The following is a 22253-nucleotide window of genomic DNA, read 5'->3' as shown; positions in this document are numbered from 1 at the left end:
AGATTGACTAATATTAGATTAATCAGAAAAATACTCTTAAAAATCTATGTTTATCAACACATTTCAACTTATAAGTTTATATTTATGCCATATTTTGAGTGTTATCATTGAAGAATGCATAAATTAAAATTTATTTTTATAAGCTTATTTTTTTTAACCTTTGTTGCTGGCTGTCAAACAATTAAAGATAAAACAGATGCAATTGTTGAAAAAGAAAATAGTAAGTTAAGTGAATACATTGGAAAAACTTCAAGTAATTTGCAAATGGAATTGGGTAAGCCAGATGAAGATTTTAAAAATGATAAGGGCAACTTAGAGCTTGTTTACAATACCAAAAAATATGGAATACTTTGTGAAAGAAGATTTGAAGTAGATTCTAATTCGATTGTAATTGGTTTCGTTTCAAATGGTTGTTTCTAATAAATTAGAGACTAAATTTTTTCAGAAATTTTTAATGCAAATGCATAATCAAGTGCAATTTCTTCTATAGCTCCATCTCTACCAGATTTACCACCATGACCTGCGTTCATTTCAGTTTTTAAAAGTAATAAATTATTATCAGTTTTATATTCTCTAAGTTTGGCAGTAAATTTTGCTGGTTCATCAAACAATACTCTATTGTCACTTAAACTTGTTGTGATCAGCATATGAGGATAATCAATTTTTTTTATATTGTTATAGGGAGCATAAGAATAGATATAATCAAAATGATCTTTTTTATCTTTTGCATTCCCAAACTCATCAAATTCTCCAACTGTTAAAGGTAATGAGTGATCTAAATTAGTTGTCAAAGAGTCAACAAATGGTACAGCCATTATAATTCCTAGAAATAATTCAGGGGCCTGATTAACTACGGCACCCATAAGAAGACCACCCGCAGAGCCACCCATACCTATTATATTATTTTTTGAGGTATATTTATTTTCAATTAGGTATTTTGCAGAGGCAATATAATCTTCAAAAGTATTTTTTTTATTAAGTAGCTTTCCTTCTTTCCACCACTTCATACCTCTTTCCATACCCCCTCTAATATGGGCTGTAACCCAGATGATATCCCTATTAATTAAACTAAATCTAGTAGTGGAAAAACTAGGGTTCATAGAACTTCCGTATGAGCCATAACCATAAAGTAGTAATTGAGCACTTCCATCCAGTTTAGTATTTTTATGCCTTGTAATTGTAAGAGGAACCATTCTTCCATCGTGTGATTTACAATCAACTCTTTCAACAATATAGTCATCAGGATTATGACCAGAGGGAATCTCTTGTTCTTTAACTAATTTTTTTTCTTTTGTGCTTAAGTTGTAAGAATAAACCCTAGACTGTGTTTTAGGTGAAGAATAACTTATATATATTTCGTCTGTATTTTTATCCCTTTGCATTAAAGATGCGCCAGGAACATAGACAGTTTCATCGGAAAAAATTAGCTCTTCTTCTATTCTGGTTGAGATATTTTTTACAAATAATTTATCTAAAGCATCTGAAGTCTCAGATCTTATGATCCAATTTTTTAAAAACGTTAACCCTCCAATTAGAACTTCATCTTTTGCAGCAATAAAGGTTTTCCAATCTGGTTTTTCTAAACTATCACTAATGTCTATTTTAAAATCTTCAGCTTTTTCATTGGTGTGATTATAAAATTTACCATCCCAAGAATTAACGGAATAAATAATTCCTCTTTGCCTTTTTTTTATTAATTTAGGCTTAGGGTCTTTTTCATTAACATCGAAGTAATATTGTTCAGAAGTATTATGGTCTGAAGAATTGATAAAAAAGTATTTATCATCTGAGCTTAAACCAATTCCAACTGTAAAAGCTTCACTTTTTTCTTCAAAAATTAATTGATCCTCTTGAACTTTAGTTCCTAATTTATGTCTATAAATTTTTCTTGGTCTATGGTTTTCATCAAGCTTTGAATAAAAAATATATTGATCATCTAAACTAAAAGTTATGCCACCTGATGTTTCTTCTATCTTATCAGTAACTAATTTTTTTGTATTTATATCTCTAATGTATATTGTGTAGTATTCAGAACCTTTAGTATCTAAAGAATATCCTAAATATCTATCATTAAAGCTAACCTCTAAATCACCAACACCAAAGTATTCTACGTTTAGTTTTTCTTTTTCTTCATCACCATTCCAAATTTCTTCAACAATATTAGTACCAATTTTTTTTCTTAATTTGATAGAATAGTTTCCTTTGGTTGTTGTTTTTGACCAATACTCATAATCAAAATCTTTAAAAGGTAGAGACTCATCATCTAATTTTATTCTTCCCTTAATTTCGTTAAATAATTTTTTTTGCATATTTTTGGTATCTGATAAGTGAAAATCTGTATAAGAGTTTTCTTCTTCAAGATATTTTCTAACTTCAGGATTTAATTTTTTATTATCTTTTAAAACCTCCAGGATATCATCTTGATGTATCCAGCTATAATCATCTTCCCAACTGATATTATGACACGTTTTTATCTCTGATTTTTTTTTAAGTTGTGGTATTTTCATGGATACAAATTAAATATATGAATATTATCATTTATACACTAGTTTTTTTAGGAATTATTTACTTTTTACTTAAATTAGTAGCCAGCACTTCATCAAAAAAAATATCAAAACATTTAAGAAAATTAATTTTTTTGAGTTTAATAATTTTGGCAATATTGCTTGTGGTTGCAGGTAAGTTTTTACTAAGTATACCACTTACATTAATTAGCCTAGCTTTAGTTAAGTTAAAGGGATTTTCAATATTTCAATTAATTGGTTTATTTAGACTTATACAAACTCTTAGAAGTTCAGGTAGGTTTTCATTTAATCAAAATCAAAATATTAAAAATTCTTCTAAAATACCTTTAGAGGAAGCCTACAAGATTTTAAATCTAGATATAAAAAAAAATATTACCAAAGATGATGTTAAAAAAGCCTATATAAAAATTCAGAAAAAAATACATCCAGATATTTCACCAGAGACTGGAAGATTGTCGACGATTGTAAATGAAGCTAAAGAGATTATTTTAAGAGATATTTCCTAGTTAAGAATTTTTTTTAATTGATCAAAAATTTTATCAGGATTAATTTTATCTTTACCTAAAGTATCGTGTGTTACTGTAATTTCCCCATCTGGGATAATTGGATACATTCTTGAACTATAATTCCCATATAGCAATGGCGTATCTGCCATTAAGACGATTGTTTTAATACCAAGCCCTGATGATAGGTGACTAAAACTAGAATCATTACAAATAGAAATATCACAATTTTTAATTATTGGTAAAGTTTCACTTATACTTAAATTATCTAAAGGAACACATTTGGCCTTAAATTCTGTATTAAGTATTTCTTTTAAAATTTCTTGTTCTTCTTTATTTTTACCTGTAGCTAAAAAAAATCTACACTTATAAGCATTAGAGATTAAACGAATAAGCTTTATGAATATTGTTGCCGAAACTCTTTTAGTTGGTCCTGACCCGCCTATACCAAGTACAATATTTTTTTGATCATTATTGATTTTAAATTTTAATCTTACATCCTGCACAGATTTATCATTGATAAGAATCTTTGGATCACTCTCAACAATTAAATTTAAGTTTTGATTTATAAATTTTTTTGCTGCATCAATTACAGGCTGGTTTTTTTTTGCAAACAAGGGGTATTGAATAATATCTTTAATACCTGCAAATTTGGCAATTAAATAAAACCTAAGTGACGAGTTAAAAATAAAAATTTTATCAAAATTATGCTCCCTAAGTTCTTTTACTAATTTTATAAATCCACTAAAGCCTTGATGTCTAGCACCCTTGAGATTGTTACCTTGTTCAAGGATAATTATTTTTTCAATATTTTTATTGTCTATTAAGAATTGCTCTACTTTTGAACTTTGTTTAGCAAGAATGCTTACGGGTGTATTAAATTTTTTAGAAATAGCGGCTATAAAAGGTAAGTAGATTACCATATCTCCAATTCCCATTTTATTTTGTACTACTAAAATTTTCATTTAATACTTTATCATCTTTACTAAATTTTTTATTTTATATAAGTTTAGCATATGAGTAAAATTAAAGGCATTTATGCGGCATCAATGTCAGTATTTAATAGCGATTTAAGTCTAAACATCGAAAAGACAGTTAATCATGCTGAAAAAATAATAGATATGGGTTGTCATGGTGTTGCTATTTTTGGAAGCACAGGACAAGCACAACTTATATCCATCGGTGAAAAAATTGGTTTATTAAATAAATTATCGGAAAGTAAATATAAAGAAAAATACTTAATTGGAACTGGACTTAATTCTTTAAACGAAACTATAAATTTAATGAAGGTTGCCAACTCCTTAAATTTTAGTGATTTTTTAATAATGCCACCTGCTTATTATAAGTATGGTGATAGTGAGGTAATAGAGTTTTATTCAAGAGTAGTTGATGCTGTACCAGATAGTAGGATCGTCTTATATAACTTTGAAAAGTTGTGCGGTTATAAGTTTAGTATCGAATGTGTTGAAGAGCTTGTTAGGAAATTTCCAAAGAATATAGTAGGAGTGAAAGATAGCTCTTACAACTTATATGAAAATTTAAAGATTGATAATTTTTCTGTTCTACCGGGATCAGAGTCAAAACTCTTAAAAGGCTTGGAATTGGGGTGTACTGGAATTATTACAGCAACTTGCAATGTAACAGCAGGATTATCACGACAGGTTTATGATGACTTTATTGAACAAAAAGAACAAACAAAAAATGAAATGCTATGCGATGTTAGAAATACTTTTGAAAAGTTTAATCTAATTTCAGGGTTACATTCTTTTATGTCTAATGAAAATAAAATTTATAAAAATGTTCTGCCCCCTGTCAGTATTTTGAATGAAAAAGATAAACTTCTATTAATAGAAGAACTTAATAAACTTAACTTCAAACTAGGACCCTTAAAGGTGGCTTAAATGCAATTAGCAAGATTTTTAAATAACATATTTAAAAATGATGGCTTTATACTGGTTGATGCTAATTCAAAAAATTACATTATAGGCACTCCCCAAAAAAAAACTCCAATTACACTTAAGATTTTAAACAAGAAACTTCACTATAAATTACTATATCGCCCTGATCTATATTTTGGAGAAGGCTATTCTGATGGAGATATTGTTATTGAAAATGGAACACTAACTGAATTTTTAGATTTAGCGCTTATGAATATTGGAAGAGCAGAAATAAATTTTTTTAGTCATATTATAAATAAACTGAGTGGCTCATACAGATATCTTACAAATTTTAATTTCATAAAAAAATCTAAAATGAATGTTTCTCACCATTATGATCTATCAGATGATCTATATGATTTATTTTTAGATAAAAAAAGACAATATTCCTGTGGATATTTTAAAAATGAGAATGACACTCTAGAAGACGCTCAAAATAACAAGATACAACACATAATCAAAAAATTAAATATACAACCAAATCAAAAAGTTCTTGATATAGGGTGTGGTTGGGGATCATTAGCTATAGATATTGCTAGATCTGTAAACTGTGAAGTAACAGGAATTACCCTGTCGCAAAAGCAATTAGATTATTGTTTAAAAAAAGCCAAAGAACTTAATTTAGAGAATCAAGTTACATTTAAGCTTATGGATTATCGAGAATTAGATGAAAAATTTGATAGGATTGTTAGCGTTGGAATGTTCGAACATGTAGGCAGAAAATTTTATAAAAAATTTTTCAAGCAAGTAGAAAAACTACTTAGCAATAATGGTATTTCTTTAGTTCATACCATTGGTTCTGTTAATCCACCTAGAGACCCACATCCGTGGATAACAAAGTATATTTTTCCAGGTGGGTATACACCAAGCTTAAGTGAAGTAACCACACCAATAGAAAAAGCAGGGTTAGTAGTATCTGATATTGAAGTCCTCAAACTACATTATTCATATACATTGAGATATTGGAAGGAAAACTGCATAAAAAATAAGGAAAAAATTATTAAAATGTATGATGAAAGGTTTTTTAGAATGTGGGAATTTTACCTTGCTGGATGCGAAATTGCTTTCAAATGGGGTGATCAGGTTGTGTATCAATTCCAACTAACAAAGAGTTATACATCCACACCTATTACAAGAGACTATATTTATCATTAATATATTGATAAATCATAACTTCCTTAAAGTATGAAAAAAATAAAAAAAAAGTCAGCTAAAAAAATACCGACTAAAAAAAAGTCGTTTAAAAAAAAATCAGCTAAAAAAATACCAGCTAAAAAAAAGCCGTTTAAAAAAAAGTCAGCTAAAAAAATACCGACTAAAAAAAAGCCGTTTAAAAAAAAGTCAGCTAAAAAAAAGCCGGTTAAAAAAAAAGCAGGCTTAATATCAACAATAATCGAACTTCAGCATTCTTTAAAACCAGAGTTTAATATCAAAGTCAATTTTAGTTTAGAAAAATATATTCAAGCTTTTTTTGACAGTATTGCCAATATAATCTTGGAATATAAGACATTAAAAGCTGAAGAAAAAAGAAGAAGACAACTTGAAGAAATTGAAAAAAAAGAAAAAGAAAAATTACAAATTCAAAAACAAAAAGTAAAACAAGAAGAGGAACAGACCAAACTTAAAGAAAAAGCATTAAAGGAAGAAATTAAACTTGAAAAAGAAAGAGCAAGAGACATAAAGTTATTTTTGCGTAAGGAGCAGGCCTTACTTAGAGCTGAACATGCTGAAAGACAAAAACAATTCCTAAAACAATTACAGTTAGAAAAACAGATAGAAAAATTTAGAATAAGAGAGATTAAAGAATTAGAAAAACTTGAAAAGATTTCATTAAAAGAAAAAAGAGATGATTATGCTGGTCTTCAGGCAAGAATAGAAAAATTAAAAAATAAATATAGAATTATACGAGATCAAAAAATTAGAGAAAGAGTAGAGGCTCTAGGAGTAAAAATTCAAGGTGATGAAGACAGGGAAACTTTACTTCAAAAAGAGAAAGATTATAAAATTGCAAGGCAGAAAATTGAGCTTTCTCTTGAAAGTTTTTATAGAAGTGCAAGCAGTTTAGTTTTTCAACTTAACAAGCGACACATCACTAGACATATGTCTATTTTTAGATGTATTGACCAAAGATTTGAAACTGGTGAAATATTTATTAAATGGGACGAAGCACCAGATGAAGAGTGGTTGCTATTAATTTATATAAAAAATAATTCTCCTGACGAAGGAATAATTATTGAAGATAAATCAAACCCTGAAAAAAATTCTTCTCATGAATTCAAATCAAATGAAATATTTAAAGCATCAGATCTAATGGTTGACTCATTAACACAGTTAATTTCAAGAAAAAGAGCTAAAAAAGATTAAATTAGATACTGTCTTCCTTAATCAATCTTTCAATTTCAGGTATTAGTTCACGACTTTTAAATGAGGGGTAGAATTTTAATGCGTTCTCAATACTTTTAATTGCTTTTTCATATTCTTGGAGTTTTATGAAAATTCTTGCTTGTCCTGATAAAGCTCCAAAGTGTCTAGGCTCTATATCTAAAACTTTATCAATATCATTTAACGAATTTGTAAACTGGCTCATTAAAAAATATACAGTTGCTCTTTTATTCCAAGCCTCAGACCATTTAGGATCACTCTCTAATACATTGCTGAAAATTTTTAATGCATAATTATAATCCCCATATTGCATCAGCTCTGTTCCAAATTCTAATTTTTCAGTTAATTTAAAATCATCGGGATGTTCATTCCAAATAGACCAAATTTTTTGTTCCAATAAAGCAGCACTTTTAGAATCGTTAATAGTTTGAAGTTGATCAAAAAGATTATTTAAAATATTTTTTTGAGAAGACTGAGCAGATGAAATAAAACTAAATATAAATAAAAATAGTATAAAAATTTTCATAACTAAAATATATTTTATTCAGCACCTCTTCTCAACATTAAAAACCTATTTTAAAAGTTGTTTTTTATTTTTTAAAAATAAAAAGAAAGCAATAATTTCATAAAAAAATGAAAATAAAGTAAAAATTATAGGAGTTTTAAAAAAACTATAAAGAAACTTATACTTAGGAATTTTTTTCCATACCAATAAAAAAGCTTCTGCTCCTCCAATTACCTTCTCCCCATCTTTAATATGAAGTCTACGTAGAAGGTTCTTGGCATTTCTTTGAGTTTCTATTTCTGCTGATTTATTATTTGTAATATCTACCCACTCTATGTCTTTAATATTTTGTTTTTTGTACAAATTTATTTCGGCTCGGCAAATTTTACATGAATTATTAAAATAAACTTTCACAATTTATTTTTTTTCTTTCCAAGCTGTGATTCCACCAGTCATATTTTTTACATTTTTTATTCCCATTTCTTGCATAGTTTTAGTTGCAAGTGTGCTTTGTCCTCCAAGACCACAAAAAACTATATATTCTTTATCAGGATTTTTCTTAAACATTTCGTTTTCTAAAGGACTACCATCAGCAAGATAAAACTCTAATAAGCCTCTTTCTAAATTTACAGCATTGCCAATAGTTTCAGATTCAAAACTATTTTTATCTCTTACGTCTATAAATTGAACATTTGGGTCATTTAGTTTTTTTTTGGCTTCAGCAACCGAAATATTTTGTATCTCGTTAGAAAGGTTCATTAATTCATCAAATTTTTTCATTATATTGTCCTTTTTTTTAATTTATTACTAAAATTATATAGAATCCGATAGATTGTATATGTGCGAAATACGACAATTGAAAAAATAATTATAACTATTACTTGTTATCTATGAGTGATTTTTTTACCAAAACTGATTTATCAAGAAAAGATGCAGAAAGTATTATTTCTGAAACATTAAATAATTGTGATGATGGTGAGCTTTACTTAGAAAATTCTAAAAGTGAATCTATTGTACTTGATGATGATAAAATAAAGAGTTCTAGTTATAGTTCTGATCTAGGATATGGCTTAAGAGCTGTAACTGGTGAAGTTGTAGCTTATTCACATTCAAATGAAATTTCAAAAAAATCATTAAAACAATCCGCTAGCAATCTAAGCTCAACATTGAAATCTCAAAAGGGTACCTACAATCATGAAATTCCAAAAATTAATGAAAAATTTTATAAAGATGTTAATCCGATAGAAGAAAAATCACTACAATCTAAATTGGATCTTTTAAAAGAAGTTAATAACTATACGAGAGCTAAAGGTGGAATGGTACAGCAAGTTACAGCTAGTTTTTCAGGTGAACATAAATCTATAGAAATTATAAGATCTGGAGGCGAGGTCTTAACAGATGTTAGGCCTTTAATTCGTTTTAATGTTTCAGTCATGCTTGAGAAAAATGGAAAAAAAGAAACAGGAGTTTATGGAATTGGTGGAAGACAATCTTATGATGAATACCTTAAAGATGATAATTGGAAAAAAGTATGTGATGAAGCATTTAGAATTGCTTCTGTAAACCTTGAAAGTAAACCTGCGCCAGCAGGAGAAATGAAAGTTGTTTTAGGATCGGGCTGGCCAGCAATACTTATCCATGAAGCTATAGGACATGGCCTTGAAGGTGACTTTAATAGAAAAAAAACTTCTGCATTTCATAATTTAATGGGTCAAAGAGTTGCCAGTGAAGGTGTTACTATTGTTGATGATGGAACTCTTCATAATAGAAGAGGAAGTTTAACAATAGATGATGAGGGGACACCAACTGAAAAAACTGTTTTAATAGAAAATGGCATATTAAAAAATTTTATGCAAGATCGACTAAATGCGAGATTAATGAATACAAGATCCACAGGTAGTGGAAGACGAGAAAGTTATAAACATGTTGTTCTCCCAAGAATGAGAAATACCATGATGTTAAATGGAAAATATTCTCAAGAAGAGATGATTAAATCAGTTGATAAAGGAATATTTGCGGTAAGTTTTGGAGGCGGACAAGTTGATATTACTTCAGGAAAATTTGTATTTAACTGTACAGAGGCTTATGAAATTATTAATGGTAAAATTGGATCACCTATTAAGGGGGCAACGCTAATTGGTGATGGTCCTTCAATTTTAAAAGAGGTTTCATTAGTTGGAAATAACATGATGCTTGACCCAGGTATTGGAACTTGTGGAAAAGCTGGGCAAGGTGTTCCAGTAGGTGTGGCGCAACCATCGATTTTAATTGATAAAATGACTGTCGGTGGGACTCAATTATAAATCATATGGTTAAAGATCAAGATTATTTAAAAAAGACAGCTTCTTTTTGCATAGATTTGGCAAAAAAACTTGGAGCAACAGATTCTAGCGCAGCTGTAATGCACTCTATTTCTGAAACAGTAAATTTTAGAAATAAAAAATTAGATGAATCTGATAGGTCAGATAGCTTAGGTATTAGTCTTACAACCTATATTGGTAAAAAAAAATCAAGTATTTCTTCCTCAAATCTTACAGAAGAAAATATCAAGACGTTAGTGGAAAGATGTATTGAGACAACAAAAATTACACCAGAAGATGAGTATAATTCATTACCAGACAAAGATTTGCTAGCTAATAAAATTAATGATTTAAATTTATATGATGATGACCATGTAGAAAATGATGAAAAAATTGAATATTTAAAAGAAGTAGAAGAAGCCGCATTTCAAAAAAAAGAAATTATTAATACGGAAACTGGTTTCTCTGAGTCAAAATCAAATTTTATATTAGCAAGCAGTGATGGTTTTTTAAATGGTTATAAGTCTTCTTCTTTTTCAGCATCATGTGTCGCCGTAGCAAAAGATTCTAATAATAAAATGGAAAGAGATTATGAATTTACCAGTACTTGTCATCTTAATGATATGTTGAAACCTGGCCAAATTGGTACAATAGCAGCAAAAAAAACATTACAAAAATTAGATCCAAGAAAAATAGAAAGTGAAAAAATTAGTATTGTTTTTGATAGAAGAATTTCAAAAGGAATGTTGAGTGTTTTTGCGAGCGCAATATCCGCTTCCTCTATTGCAAGAGGTACGTCTTTTTTAAAAGATAAAATTAATGAAGAAATATTTACATCTTCAATAAATATTTTTGATAACCCCAATATAGTTAAAGGATTAGGGTCAAGGTATTTTGATTCTGAGGGAGTGAAAACTGATAAATTAAAATTGGTAGATCAAGGTATTTTAAAACATTATCTGGTAGATACTTACAATGGGAAAAAGCTAAACCTTAAGTCAAATGGCAGAAGTGGTGGTACAAGTAATCTGTATTTTGAAAAAGGTTCTATTTCATACAAAAATTTATTAAAATTAAATCAAAGAACTTTATACATTACAGAGACAATCGGTCATGGAAGCAATTTAGTTACAGGAGATTATTCAGTTGGTGCTACAGGGTTTATGGTTGAAAATGGAGTGTTTAAATATCCAGTAAGTGAAATAACTATTGCTGGAAATTTTAAAGATATATTCAAAAATATTACCTTAGCTGACGATCTTGAGTTTAAATATTCTACAAATGCTCCTACGATGTTAATAGAAGGCATGGTAGTTGCAGGTAAATGAAGGACTTTTGTATTATTGGTTCTGGCATTTCTGGTGCAACAATTGCAAACTCCCTTAGTAAAAAATATTCATTAGATGTTTATGATAAGGCAAGAGGTGTTGGAGGAAGATCATCTAACAAAAAACTTAATAAGAATGAAAGTTTTGACCATGGTGTTCAATATATTTCACCAAAAAGTATCCAATTTAAAAGTTTTATAAAAGATTTAATTAATAAAAAAATTCTAAAAAAGTGGACTGGAAATCATATTTTTCTTAATGATAATAAAAAAGAGGATAAGAGCCATATTAAGATAATTGGTAAAAAGGGAAATAATGCAATTAGTAAATATTTATTAAAAAATATTAACTGTAATTTTAGTAGTGAGGTTATTAAAATTGCTAATAGAAAAAAAGTTTGGGAAATATCTTTTTCAGATGGATCAATAAAATTTTATAAATCTTTAATATTAACCTGTCCATTCCCTCAATTAAAAAAACTTTCAAAAAAATATATTAAACATTCATTTATCAATAAAAAAATTAAAATGGATGCGAATATAACTGTCATGATGACTACAAAAAAAAGTAAACTTAATGTTAGTAGTTATTTTTTTAATGATAAAATTTTAGGCTGGGCTGGAAATGAAAATAGTAAAATGCGTTTTAAAAGCAAAAACGATCTTTGGACCCTGCAAAGTACTTACTCATGGGCAAATAAAGAGATTATTAAAAATCGAGACAATAATAAATTGAACACAAAAACTTTGATTGAGCAGTTTTTTAAGCTTACAGGTATCAAAAAAACTAAAGTCTTATTTACATTAAATCATGGCTGGAAATATTCATCTAATTCAAAACCTTTAAGAATTAAAAGTTATTGGAATTCTTCTTTAAACCTTGGAGTTTGTGCGGATTGGTTTGTTGGACCTAGATTAGAATCGGGATGGATAAGTGCTCAAGATCTTTTTAATAAAATAAATAAATAATTTTATTCAAACTTTTTAACCTTATATTCCCAATTTCCTAATCTAGAATAAGTAACTTTTAAAATTAAAGAATTTTTTTTATTAAACCATATATCAAAATTAAGTCTTTTATCTTTTGGTAAAGACATGTCTTTTGAGGTTAATTTAAAATGATCTATCTCATAAGTTTTACCATAAAGTTCAATTTTTTCTTTACCGATAAACGTTACTACCTGTTCTTTGATACTACCTGATATTGGGCTAATTTGACTATCAGTTTGTAAAATTTTGTGGCTCCACCAGTTTCCAATTACGTTGTTTGTTGATGCCGTACCACTGTAGGAAGAACCTTGAATATCAAAGTTATCTGTTTGTTCATTAAATTCTAAATCTACATATTTTTCTTTATCATTTTGAAGTGTTTTTGAATTAAAAGAAATCAATTTATCTTTAATATATTTTTCCTCTCCGTACCCTTCAATTTCAAAAATTGTTGCTCCAAATAACTTTACCGTAAACTTAATTTGATTTGTAACTGTTGTCTTGTCTCCATCCCTTTTAAAAAAATAGTAATTATAGCCAATAACTTCACCATCTTTTAAAATCTCCATTTCAATTTTATTAAATTTATTATAATGTGTCATGTGGGCATTAGAGCTAAGTGAATATGTTAAAAAGAAAATTAGTATAAAAAATTTTTTCATAAAGTGTTAACAATAATAGACTTTAATTTTAAAAGAAGTAATTTATTAAAAAATGTTCTTGAAAATTAAAAATATTCCTAAAGTTTATTGGAGTTCTGAAAAACCATTAAATCTTAAACCAAAAATTTCAACTTTCTTTTTTTTGTGTCTTGGATTAACTCTATTTGGTTTAGGTGAGGGGTTACTAATCGTCTCTTTTGCTGGAGCCTCACCTTGGTCTGTTCTTGCACAAGGTATTGCATTGAATGTTGATTTTTCTACTGGAATAATAACTATATTTATAAGCATTGGTGTTTTATTGTTGTGGTTACCTTTAAAACAAAAACCTGGAATTGGAACAATCTTAAATGCAATAATTATTGGTTTGATGATTGATGTCTGCATAAAATTTGTACCAACACCTTCAGGATATATTTCTCAAATACTTTTAGCCATTATAGCGGTACTCACAGTAGGGCTTGGTGGTGGTATTTATCTAGTGGCTAATTTAGGAGCTGGACCAAGAGATGGGCTAATGGTTGGTTTACAAAAAAAAACAAATTTACCGATTGCTATTGTTAGAGCTTTTCTTGAAATTACAGTGATGTCCATCGGTTGGTATTTGGGTGGTACAGTAGGAGTTGGAACTTTATTATTTGCTTTTGGAATTGGACCAGCTGTTGCTCTTAGTTTATTTATTGTTGGAAAGTTTTTTAATTAAAGAGGAGTTGACGATTTTTCGTTCTTTTTTCTATCATTAGGATTAAGAATTGCTTTTCTCAATCTAAGAGATTTAGGAGTAATTTCTAATGCTTCATCAGTATTTAACATACTTAGCTGTTCTGCAATTGACATTTGTCTTACTGGAGTTAGCACAACGTTTTCGTCAGTTCCTTGAGTTCTCATGTTAGTTAACTGTTTACCCTTCATAACGTTAATAATCATATCACCAGCTTTTGGGGCCAATCCAACAATCATTCCTTCATAAACAGGATCATTATGAGTTACAAACATTTCACCTCTTGCCTGTAAGTTAAATATTGCAAATGCAACAGCTTTTCCATTTGCCATTGAAATTAAAGCACCATTTTTTCTGCCATCCATCTCACCTTCAAATTTTCCATAACCATGGAATATTCTATTAATTACACCAGTACCTTTTGTTAAAGTCAAAAATCTACTTGTGTAACCCATTAAGCCTCTAGTTGGAGCGTGAAAGATTAATCTTTTCTTATCTTTTCCAGTATCTTTAAGATCAAGTAATTTACCTTTTCTTCTGTTCATTGAATCAATAATTTTTGATGAAAATTCTTCATCTAAATCAACTGTAATTTCTTCGATGGGTTCCATTCTGTTCCCATTTTCATCTTTTTGATACAAAACTTTTGGAGGGCTTACCGTCATCTCAAAACCTTCACGTCTCATTTGTGTTAATAAGATTTCAAGCATTAATTCACCACGTCCACTAATTACAAAAGCATCTACATTATTATTCTGAGAAAAAGAAATCCCAACATTGTTCTGCGCTTCAGTAACCAACCTATCTCGAATTTGAGTGCTTGTTAATTTTTTACCCTCTGTTCCAGCTAGAGGAGAACTGTTAACACTTATAGTAATAGACATAGTAGGAGGATCTATTGGCGTTGCATGGATTGGTTCAGTTACTTCTAGATCACAAATAGTATCAGCCACGTTAGCTTTTTCTAAACCTGCAATTATAACAATATCTCCAGCTTCACCAACTTCAATTGGTACTTTTTTTGTTCCCTCGTATCTAAAAATTTTAGTTAATCTACCTTCGTCAACTTTTTCACCTTTAAGATTTATTGCTTTAATAGGTTGATTAGCTTTTGCGGTACCTTGAGATATTTTTCCAACCAAACTTCTTCCTAAAAAACTATCTGCATACAAAAGAGTGGATAGCATTGCGAAAGGTTTTGTTTTATCAAGCTCTGCAGGGTTCACATGTTCTAAAATTAAATCTAATAATGGATGTAGATTTTCTCTTGGTCCATCAACTTCTTTGCTTGCCCATCCAGATCTTCCACTTGCGTATAAAACCGGGAAATCTAATTGCTCTTCGTTTGCATCTAAACTTACAAATAAATCAAATGTTTCATCTAAAACCTCATTGGCTCTTTGATCTGCTTTATCTAATTTATTAATTATAACGATTGGCTTTAATCCTTGTTTAAGAGCTTTTGCTAAAACAAATTTTGTTTGAGGCATTACACCTTCAGCAGAATCGATAAGCAATAATGCTCCATCTGCCATACTTAATACACGCTCAACTTCTGCAGCAAAATCTCTGTGACCAGGTGTATCAATAATATTAATTCTTGAATCTTTCCAGTTAATTGAAGCAGGTTTAGCTAGAATAGTAATTCCCCTTTCTTTTTCTAACTCACCAGAATCCATCAATCTTTCATCAACAACTTCATTTTCTCTAAATGAACCACTTTGTTTCATAAGAGTATCAATCATGGTAGTTTTACCATGGTCTACATGGGCAATAATTGTGATGTTTCGAATATTGTTGTTCATAATTTGAGGCTCTTATACATTAATTGAGTCATTTGAAAACTTAAAAAAAACCATTAATTCCCTATTAAAGCCATTTTAATAAAAAAATTCGCTTCTTGTGATTATTAAAAAAACGTATAGATATCGCTATATAAATTAGACGTATTAAAGGATTAAGAGCATATCTCCTTAAATTTTAAAAAATCTAAATACCCAAATGGAAAACTTTAAATTACTAAAAATAGAAGATTCGCTAAAAAATTCATTGGAAAAAATGAAGTTTACGAAACCAACACCAATTCAAGCTATGGCAATACCAGTTGCTTTAGAGGGAAAAGACATTTTAGGAACAGCTCAAACAGGAACTGGAAAAACATTAGCTTTTAGCGTTCCTCTAATTAATAAATTAATATTAGATAAAAATGCATTTGCGTTAGTTATGTGCCCAACTAGAGAGCTTGCAACTCAAGTAATGGCTGCAATTAAAAGTATTATTAGTGATAAAATTAATATTAAAACTGCCTTACTCATTGGTGGAGAGGCAATGCAAAAACAACTTAGACAACTGGGTAACAGATCTAGAATAATTGTTGGAACACCAGGAAGAATTAATGATCACTTAAAAAGAAAAAGTTTAAATTTATCGGCTACTAAATATTTGGTATTAGATGAAACTGATAGAATGTTGGATATGGGGTTTACTCCACAAATAGAGCTGATTTTAAAGTATGTTCCAAAAGATCATCAAACTTTATTATTTTCAGCAACATTACCTCAAAACATTGTTAGAATTTCAGAACGATATTTAAATAAACCTGAAAGAATTTCAACAGGGTCAACATCTGTTCCTATTGCTAAAATTAAACAGGAAACTCTTCAAGTTTTTAAAGAAAATAAATATGATGAATTGGTAGATCAATTTATAGCTAGAAAAGGATCGATATTAGTTTTTGTTAAAACTAAAAGAGGTGCTGATAAAATGGTTAAGCGTCTCAAAGAAGAAGGTCATTCAGTTGATGCTATTCACGGAGATCTTCGTCAAAGTAAAAGAGATCGTGTAATCACTTCATTCAGAAAAGGTCTTAAGAGAATATTAATTGCAACTGATGTTGCTGCAAGAGGATTAGATATTCCTCTAATTCAACATGTAATCAACTATGATTTGCCTCAAGTTCCAGAAGACTATGTCCACAGAATTGGAAGAACTGCTAGAGCAGGAACAGAAGGTTCTGCTTTAACTTTTTTAACTCCTGATGATAGATCAATGTGGAACGAAATTAGCAAATTAATTGATCCAAACTTTAAACCTGCACCTCGTGGGGCAAGAGGAGATTCAAGAGGGGGCAAAAAAGGAAAATCTTCATATAACAAAAAAAGAAAATTCAGAGATGAAAAAAAATCTAGCTATGGCAGATCAAGTTCTTCATCAAGAGACGGAGAGAAAAAAAGTTTTGGTTACAAAGGAAAATCTAGTTTTGGTGATAAATCAAAACCATCTAGCTATGGCAGATCAAGTTCTTCATCAAGAGACGGAGAGAAAAAAAGTTTTGGTTACAAAGGAAAATCTAGTTTTGGTGATAAATCAAAACCATCTAGCTATGGCAGATCAAGTTCTTCATCAAGAGACGGAGAGAAAAAAAGTTTTGGTTACAAAGGAAAATCTAGTTTTGGTGATAAATCAAAACCATCTAGCTATGGCAGATCAAGTTCTTCATCAAGAGACGGAGAGAAAAAAAGTTTTGGTTACAAAGGAAAATCTAGTTTTGGTGATAAATCAAAACCATCTAGCTATGGCAGATCAAGTTCTTCATCAAGAGACGGAGAGAAAAAAAGTTTTGGTTACAAAGGAAAATCTAGTTTTATAAAAAAAGATGATTCTAAGCCAACTGGTTTTACAAATAACCCAAAGTATTTTGGGAAAAAAACATCTGAAAGTTCTTCAGCAGGTGCGGATAAAAAAAGTTCTAGTTTTGATGGAAAGAAGAAGTTTAAAAGTAGAAGTGATAGACCTAAAAATTTTACCTTCAAAAAACACAGTCAAAAAAGAGCTAAAGTCTAAGACTTTTTAGATTTCTCTTTTTTATTTTTTCTTTTTTCTTTCAGGCTTAATTTAGGTTTTTTAGCAGTACTCGAATCTTTAAATGATTTTCCACTGTATCTTTTTGACATATCTCAATCTTATAACGGCTTAATAAAAAAACACAAAACTTTCATTTCTAGAGTTTTAAATTCTCATAGGATACAAACCTAAGGTTGCACTTAGATAGTATTATCAAAAATGATTAATAAGTGATTATTTATAAGTATAACCCTGCTAAGAATATAATTGTAAATTAACAACTTATTATCTTTTAACTTTAGTTAAAATTATATAGCATTTATCAGAAAGATATAGGAGGGTAAATTGAGCACAATTGGACTAGTGACAATGTATCTAATTATTCAGTTAGTGGTATTTTTTTCTATATTACCAATAGATGTTAATCGAAAAAGAAAATTTTTAATCCCAGCAAATGAGGTTGGAGCACCTGAAAATCCTAAAATTCTTAAAAAGACTTTTTATTCTATTGGTATTACGACTATTATTTTCACAATAATTTGCTTATTGATGAAATATGAATATCTAGATTTAACAAATATAATCAGTTAAAAAATTATCTATTAAACAAAACTGAAGTTAAAAAGATGACACTATGAAAGTAAGTATTGGCACAGGTAGTTTACAAGAATGTTTCAATGAAGATTATTGGAAAATATTTAATTATGCTGTTCAAAATAATCATTATATTCACTCAGCTTTAAATTACCCAAATGTTGAACAGTATTTTAATAGAGCTAATTCATGTAAAATACGAGTAACAAAAGTAATATTTAAAATTGAAATTAATAAAAATCCAATAAAAAAAATTATAAATATACCAAAACAAATAAATTTAATTTTGAATAAGTTCAAAATTGAGTTTATAGATACTATTCAAATTTGTAACAATCCCAGTGCTAACAGTTTGAATATGCTTCTTTTAAAAAAAATTTTAATTAAACTTAAAAAAAAAGGACTAGTGAAAAATTTTTTTTTAGAATCTTTTATTCCATTTTCTGACAATCTTAATAATTTAATAAATGATGATTTTTTTAATGGTTATATTTTTAAATTAAATATTTTACAGAGGGGTGTGTCCAGTAATTTTTTGTATAATATAATGAATTCAAAAAAAAAAATTATATGTATTAGCCCACTATCAGCTGGAAATACTGAAAAAATAATTAATACTTTAGATAATAAGTTTAAGCTTGAATTAAATAAAATTGCTAAAGCAAATAATCTTAAAAATTATATCTCTTTAAATATAGCTTTTTTAAAGAGCATAAATAAAGTTGAGTTTGGAATATTTGGTACAAAAAACTTAAGTAGATTGATAGATATTAAGAATAAAATTAATACTATTAATCCATTGAAATTTTCTGACATGAAAAAAATTATTGAATTACAAGAAAAATATAATCCTAGAGTAAATTATAAATAGTAATTAATTGCTATTGCCAAATTGTTGAGTGAAAAATACTTTTTTTGTTTCCATTTTTTAATACATTACTTTTTATTGACCTAAGTCTTGGGAAAAAATAAAATATAAATGACTTAATTCTACTAATTTTTTCATAAAAGGAGGGTTTAAAACTGTACCTTGTTGGGACCTCTTTACTGCAATCATATTTGCTTTTAAGTTTTTCAACAAAATTATAATTATCATCCATTGAAATATTATTAGTAGTATCAAATTTTTCAAATCCAAAATGCCAATGAATGCGCTCTTTTTTTACAAACCCTTGATGTGCTAAACCAGACTCGAAAATTACAATATCTCCTTTTGAGGCTTTAATTTTAATGTATAAATTTTTTGGGAACTCATCCAAACCATTTATTGAATTAATTTGTTTATCTATTGAAACTCCAAATTTTTTAAGTTCATCATTTTTATTTTTTGGAATAATTCTAAAACCCTCTTCATCTTTTAAATAGACTATTAATCGAATTTTATTGGGAGTTGGATAGCACTCATCATCTCTATGCCAGACACCTTGATAGTTATAAAAAGGAGAGCTACTATGCAATCTGACTAAAGTTGTTTTAAAATTTTTCCACTTTAAAATATCTAAAATACAATCCTTAAAATTTATTTTTTGGAAATTGTCATATATTTTTTCATTTAGAGATTTATTTAATGGCAGTGATATTCCAAAAATATTTATTTTATTTTTAAAGATAGGGTAAGAATTATAAACTTTTATGAATCTCCATTTCCCAGTTTTTGCTTTATTTATGATATCTTTAGAATTTTCTATTATTTCTTCTAATTCCTCATTAGAGAAAAAAGATTTTAAATGTACTACTCCTGTATCCTTAAAATTTTGACGAAAATTTTCAATTTCAGCTTTGTTAGGGTTTTTCATACTCATAATAAATAGCATTTTTATAATTTGATCTCAATGTTAATAGCAGATACAAAAAAACCAAAAAAGTATTGCTACCGTTGGGGTTTTTAAATTTGTTAAGAGTGTTTTGGTACTTACATTCTCATTCCATAGATTTATTAATCAATAAGCACATCACTTTTTATAAGACTACATTGCAACTACATTGCACTCACCAGATAAAAAAAAACCCCCGAAGTGTTTAACAACGGGGGTTTTATAATTTTTAGGTCTAAATAGACGGGATTACATTCTCATTCACTAGTTCAATAAGTCTTAATTTACTTATCTTTTCTTAAAATTGTTCATCTATGTTCATCTTTTTTCTACTCCAATCCCAAAGCAATTCAAAAGATGACTTCATTTAAAACTAAAGTTAAATTGAAAAATGACAACTTTTTTTGAAAACGACCCATCTTTACAAAGTTATTGGAGATCAATAATTCTTTATGGACGAAACGTTGCTTCATATAAGTTTGCTTTGGCAAAGGCACTTATAGATTTAAATAAAAAACCAAATGATTTGATAAAATTAGAAGATCTGGCAGATCCATTTAGCAATCATTTATGCGATCATTTAAAACTAAATGATAAGCAAATTACTTCACCAAATAGTGAACTTCTTAATACTTTGAGAAAATTTAATAATGGTGAAATAGATGTGGGAAAAAAAAATGAAATAACAAAAAAGTTGGGATTTAATAATGTTATAGACGCTTTTCATGAAGTTAATGGAAAACCTATTCCAGAGTTATTTTATATAGATGAAAGAAAAGAAAATGGAGGCATACGCCTTACAAATAATTTCTACAAATTGCTTCAATTACAAGAAAGTGAAAATTTTCTTAGTGAAGTAGAGTCTCGTTGGAGATTAGTTGAAACTGCCTGGAAACTTGGAATTTCAGTTAAATTACTTCAGGTCAAATACGATGAAAAAAAAGAAATATTTTTTATTGATACGTCTAATGGTCGTATAGATGTGACTTCCTCAAAAAATGCTTTAAATGGTTATCAAAAAAGTAAATGCTTTTTCTGTTTTGATTACATTTCTATAATCAAAAAATCTGATTTTTTATCAGATGTTGATCATTTTTTTCCCAATGTATTAAAGGATAAAGAATTTCCTGGTTATATAGATGGTATTTATAATTTAGTTCTATCTTGTAAAAGTTGTAATAGAGGAGAAGATGGAAAGTTTGCTAAGTTGCCATCAATAAAATTACTTGAAAGATTAAATAAAAGGAATGAATATTTTTGTTCTAGTCACCATCCTTTGAGAGAAACAATTATTGCTCAAACAGGAAATACAACAGAACAAAGAAGGTCATTTTTACAAAAGTGTTTTAATGAAGCAAAAGATAAACTCATACACACCTGGGAACCAGAACCAAAAGGAATATCTAGTTTTTAATAATTATCTCATAAGATTAATCTAATTGTTCATCTAAAGTTCATCTATTTGTTCATCCAACGTTTATTTATAGTGCAGACATAAAAAAACCCCCGAAGTGTTTAACAACGGGGGTTTTATAATTTTTAAGTCTAGATAGACGGGAATTACATTCACATTCCATAGACTTATTAATCAATAAGCACATCACTTTTTAAAAAAGAACATTGTAAAGACATTGTTAAAGACCACCTAATCGTCCTTAAGTCAGAAGCAAACAACATTGTACAAAGAAATACGCACTTAATAATTTAAAAGAATAATGGTTAAACTTTGTGCTTTTTGCTAGGGTTAGGTTGTAAAAAAGGTTTTGAGGTTCAGTTAATGTTTAAATGGTTAAGAGGCAAGATTAATAAGAAAATAAACCATGAGATGAATGGTTGTGTAATTCAAAATCTAAACTTTGTTTCTCATATTAGGGAAGAGCAATATCTATTTAAACGTGAGATCGATTTAGATATATTGAATATTGTTTCAGTTGTAGAAGAAAAAACTAAACAAATTCAATTACAAAAAAAAGATGGAGATAATTTTAACCCTATTGAAAATGACACTTTATTAGAAATGAATAAATACTGTAGAAATATATGGACAAATTACTTCGAGTGTAACGCCCTTAGGTTTGATAAGGAATTTTCCACAGAGAAATTAAAGTCATTTGGTACATCTTCGTACATCTGATTTAGCATCAAAAAACAAA

Annotated in this window: 22 protein-coding genes; 14 read left to right on the top strand and 8 right to left on the bottom strand. The window is 28.5% G+C overall.

Translation table 11 applies throughout. The features are described 5' to 3' along the window. The first annotated feature begins 114 nt into the window (after positions 1-114). Positions 115-420 (top strand): hypothetical protein, encoded by a 306-nt coding sequence (locus tag ABXT65_RS06050; RefSeq protein ID WP_415323069.1) that lies wholly within the window; start codon positions 115-117, stop codon positions 418-420. Between the two features lie 11 nt (positions 421-431). On the opposite strand, the gene ABXT65_RS06045 is transcribed toward ABXT65_RS06050, so the two are convergent. Further along, positions 432-2507 carry a S9 family peptidase gene (locus ABXT65_RS06045; RefSeq protein ID WP_415323066.1) on the bottom strand — a complete coding sequence of 692 codons (2076 nt, stop codon included), beginning with the start codon at positions 2505-2507 and terminating at the stop codon, positions 432-434. 17 nt (positions 2508-2524) lie between these two features. Here ABXT65_RS06045 and ABXT65_RS06040 point away from each other — a divergent pair, with 17 nt between their 5' ends. Beyond that, a complete protein-coding gene (locus ABXT65_RS06040; RefSeq protein ID WP_415323064.1) occupies positions 2525-3031 on the top strand; it encodes a J domain-containing protein in 507 nt (168 codons plus the stop codon). Here ABXT65_RS06040 and ABXT65_RS06035 read toward each other — a convergent pair. Next, positions 3028-3993, bottom strand: a complete 966-nt coding sequence (locus tag ABXT65_RS06035; RefSeq protein ID WP_415323062.1) for a glycosyltransferase family 9 protein — start codon at positions 3991-3993, stop codon at positions 3028-3030. The genes ABXT65_RS06040 and ABXT65_RS06035 overlap by 4 nt on opposite strands. 51 nt (positions 3994-4044) lie before the next feature. Between ABXT65_RS06035 and ABXT65_RS06030 the strand changes: the two genes are divergently transcribed. From ABXT65_RS06030 to ABXT65_RS06020, 3 genes are read left to right on the top strand one after another with little or no spacing between them, the layout of a single operon-like run. Further along, positions 4045-4929 (top strand): dihydrodipicolinate synthase family protein, encoded by an 885-nt coding sequence (locus ABXT65_RS06030; protein WP_415323060.1) that lies wholly within the window; start codon positions 4045-4047, stop codon positions 4927-4929. Then, positions 4930-6120, top strand: coding sequence for a class I SAM-dependent methyltransferase (locus ABXT65_RS06025; RefSeq protein WP_415323058.1), 1191 nt, complete (start codon positions 4930-4932; stop codon positions 6118-6120). Positions 6121-6150: 30 nt separating this feature from the next. Continuing rightward, positions 6151-7329 (top strand): hypothetical protein, encoded by a 1179-nt coding sequence (locus ABXT65_RS06020; RefSeq protein ID WP_415323056.1) that lies wholly within the window; start codon positions 6151-6153, stop codon positions 7327-7329. A gap of 1 nt (position 7330) precedes the next feature. Here the strand turns inward: ABXT65_RS06020 and ABXT65_RS06015 are convergent, their stop codons facing one another. Genes ABXT65_RS06015 through ABXT65_RS06005 form a run of 3 tightly spaced genes read right to left on the bottom strand, consistent with a single transcriptional unit; the run spans position 7331 to position 8632 of the window. Beyond that, entirely contained in the window at positions 7331-7873 is a 543-nt protein-coding gene (locus ABXT65_RS06015; protein WP_415323055.1) for a tetratricopeptide repeat protein, read from the bottom strand. A gap of 45 nt (positions 7874-7918) precedes the next feature. Continuing rightward, positions 7919-8266 (bottom strand): thiol-disulfide oxidoreductase DCC family protein, encoded by a 348-nt coding sequence (locus ABXT65_RS06010; protein ID WP_006997738.1) that lies wholly within the window; start codon positions 8264-8266, stop codon positions 7919-7921. Between the two features lie 3 nt (positions 8267-8269). Then, positions 8270-8632 carry a rhodanese-like domain-containing protein gene (locus ABXT65_RS06005; protein WP_415323054.1) on the bottom strand — a complete coding sequence of 121 codons (363 nt, stop codon included), beginning with the start codon at positions 8630-8632 and terminating at the stop codon, positions 8270-8272. A gap of 110 nt (positions 8633-8742) precedes the next feature. On the opposite strand from ABXT65_RS06005, the gene tldD reads away from it, so the two are divergent. From tldD to ABXT65_RS05990, 3 genes are read left to right on the top strand one after another with little or no spacing between them, the layout of a single operon-like run. Beyond that, positions 8743-10155 carry a metalloprotease TldD gene (gene tldD, locus ABXT65_RS06000; RefSeq protein WP_415323052.1) on the top strand — a complete coding sequence of 471 codons (1413 nt, stop codon included), beginning with the start codon at positions 8743-8745 and terminating at the stop codon, positions 10153-10155. A 5-nt stretch (positions 10156-10160) separates the two neighbouring features. Next, complete coding sequence (locus tag ABXT65_RS05995; protein ID WP_415323050.1) at positions 10161-11480, top strand: TldD/PmbA family protein; 1320 nt, start codon at positions 10161-10163, stop codon at positions 11478-11480. Further along, positions 11477-12448 (top strand): NAD(P)/FAD-dependent oxidoreductase, encoded by a 972-nt coding sequence (locus ABXT65_RS05990; RefSeq protein WP_415323048.1) that lies wholly within the window; start codon positions 11477-11479, stop codon positions 12446-12448. Before ABXT65_RS05995 ends, ABXT65_RS05990 begins: the two co-directional genes overlap by 4 nt. A 2-nt stretch (positions 12449-12450) precedes the next feature. Here the strand turns inward: ABXT65_RS05990 and ABXT65_RS05985 are convergent, their stop codons facing one another. Next, positions 12451-13071 (bottom strand): DUF6134 family protein, encoded by a 621-nt coding sequence (locus ABXT65_RS05985; protein WP_415323046.1) that lies wholly within the window; start codon positions 13069-13071, stop codon positions 12451-12453. A 112-nt stretch (positions 13072-13183) separates the two neighbouring features. Here ABXT65_RS05985 and ABXT65_RS05980 point away from each other — a divergent pair, with 112 nt between their 5' ends. Next, positions 13184-13831 carry a YczE/YyaS/YitT family protein gene (locus ABXT65_RS05980; protein ID WP_415323044.1) on the top strand — a complete coding sequence of 216 codons (648 nt, stop codon included), beginning with the start codon at positions 13184-13186 and terminating at the stop codon, positions 13829-13831. Here the strand turns inward: ABXT65_RS05980 and typA are convergent. Further along, positions 13828-15654: a translational GTPase TypA gene (gene typA, locus ABXT65_RS05975; protein ID WP_415323042.1), complete on the bottom strand. Its 1827-nt coding sequence runs from the start codon at positions 15652-15654 to the stop codon at positions 13828-13830. The two genes, ABXT65_RS05980 and typA, sit on opposite strands and share 4 nt — an antisense overlap. A gap of 196 nt (positions 15655-15850) precedes the next feature. Between typA and ABXT65_RS05970 the strand changes: the two genes are divergently transcribed. The 3 genes from ABXT65_RS05970 to ABXT65_RS05960 all read left to right on the top strand — a co-directional run bounded on the left by ABXT65_RS05970 (position 15851) and on the right by ABXT65_RS05960 (position 19157). Next, positions 15851-17692: a DEAD/DEAH box helicase gene (locus ABXT65_RS05970; protein WP_415323040.1), complete on the top strand. Its 1842-nt coding sequence runs from the start codon at positions 15851-15853 to the stop codon at positions 17690-17692. Positions 17693-18037: 345 nt separating this feature from the next. Further along, positions 18038-18283 (top strand): DUF1467 family protein, encoded by a 246-nt coding sequence (locus ABXT65_RS05965; protein WP_415278050.1) that lies wholly within the window; start codon positions 18038-18040, stop codon positions 18281-18283. 43 nt (positions 18284-18326) lie between these two features. Further along, positions 18327-19157: a hypothetical protein gene (locus tag ABXT65_RS05960; RefSeq protein ID WP_415323038.1), complete on the top strand. Its 831-nt coding sequence runs from the start codon at positions 18327-18329 to the stop codon at positions 19155-19157. 10 nt (positions 19158-19167) lie between these two features. Here the strand turns inward: ABXT65_RS05960 and ABXT65_RS05955 are convergent, their stop codons facing one another. After that, complete coding sequence (locus tag ABXT65_RS05955; RefSeq protein WP_415323036.1) at positions 19168-20082, bottom strand: hypothetical protein; 915 nt, start codon at positions 20080-20082, stop codon at positions 19168-19170. Between the two features lie 409 nt (positions 20083-20491). On the opposite strand from ABXT65_RS05955, the gene ABXT65_RS05950 reads away from it, so the two are divergent. Both ABXT65_RS05950 and ABXT65_RS05945 read left to right on the top strand, forming a co-directional pair. Continuing rightward, entirely contained in the window at positions 20492-21514 is a 1023-nt protein-coding gene (locus tag ABXT65_RS05950) for an HNH endonuclease (RefSeq protein ID WP_415323034.1), read from the top strand. Positions 21515-21877: 363 nt separating this feature from the next. After that, complete coding sequence (locus ABXT65_RS05945) at positions 21878-22234, top strand: hypothetical protein (RefSeq protein WP_415323032.1); 357 nt, start codon at positions 21878-21880, stop codon at positions 22232-22234. Positions 22235-22253 lie beyond the last annotated feature (19 nt).

Source organism: Candidatus Pelagibacter sp. Uisw_127 (assembly GCF_047722515.1).
In the GTDB taxonomy this organism is placed as follows: domain Bacteria; phylum Pseudomonadota; class Alphaproteobacteria; order Pelagibacterales; family Pelagibacteraceae; genus Pelagibacter.
This window is presented reverse-complemented; position numbering and strand designations above follow the sequence as displayed.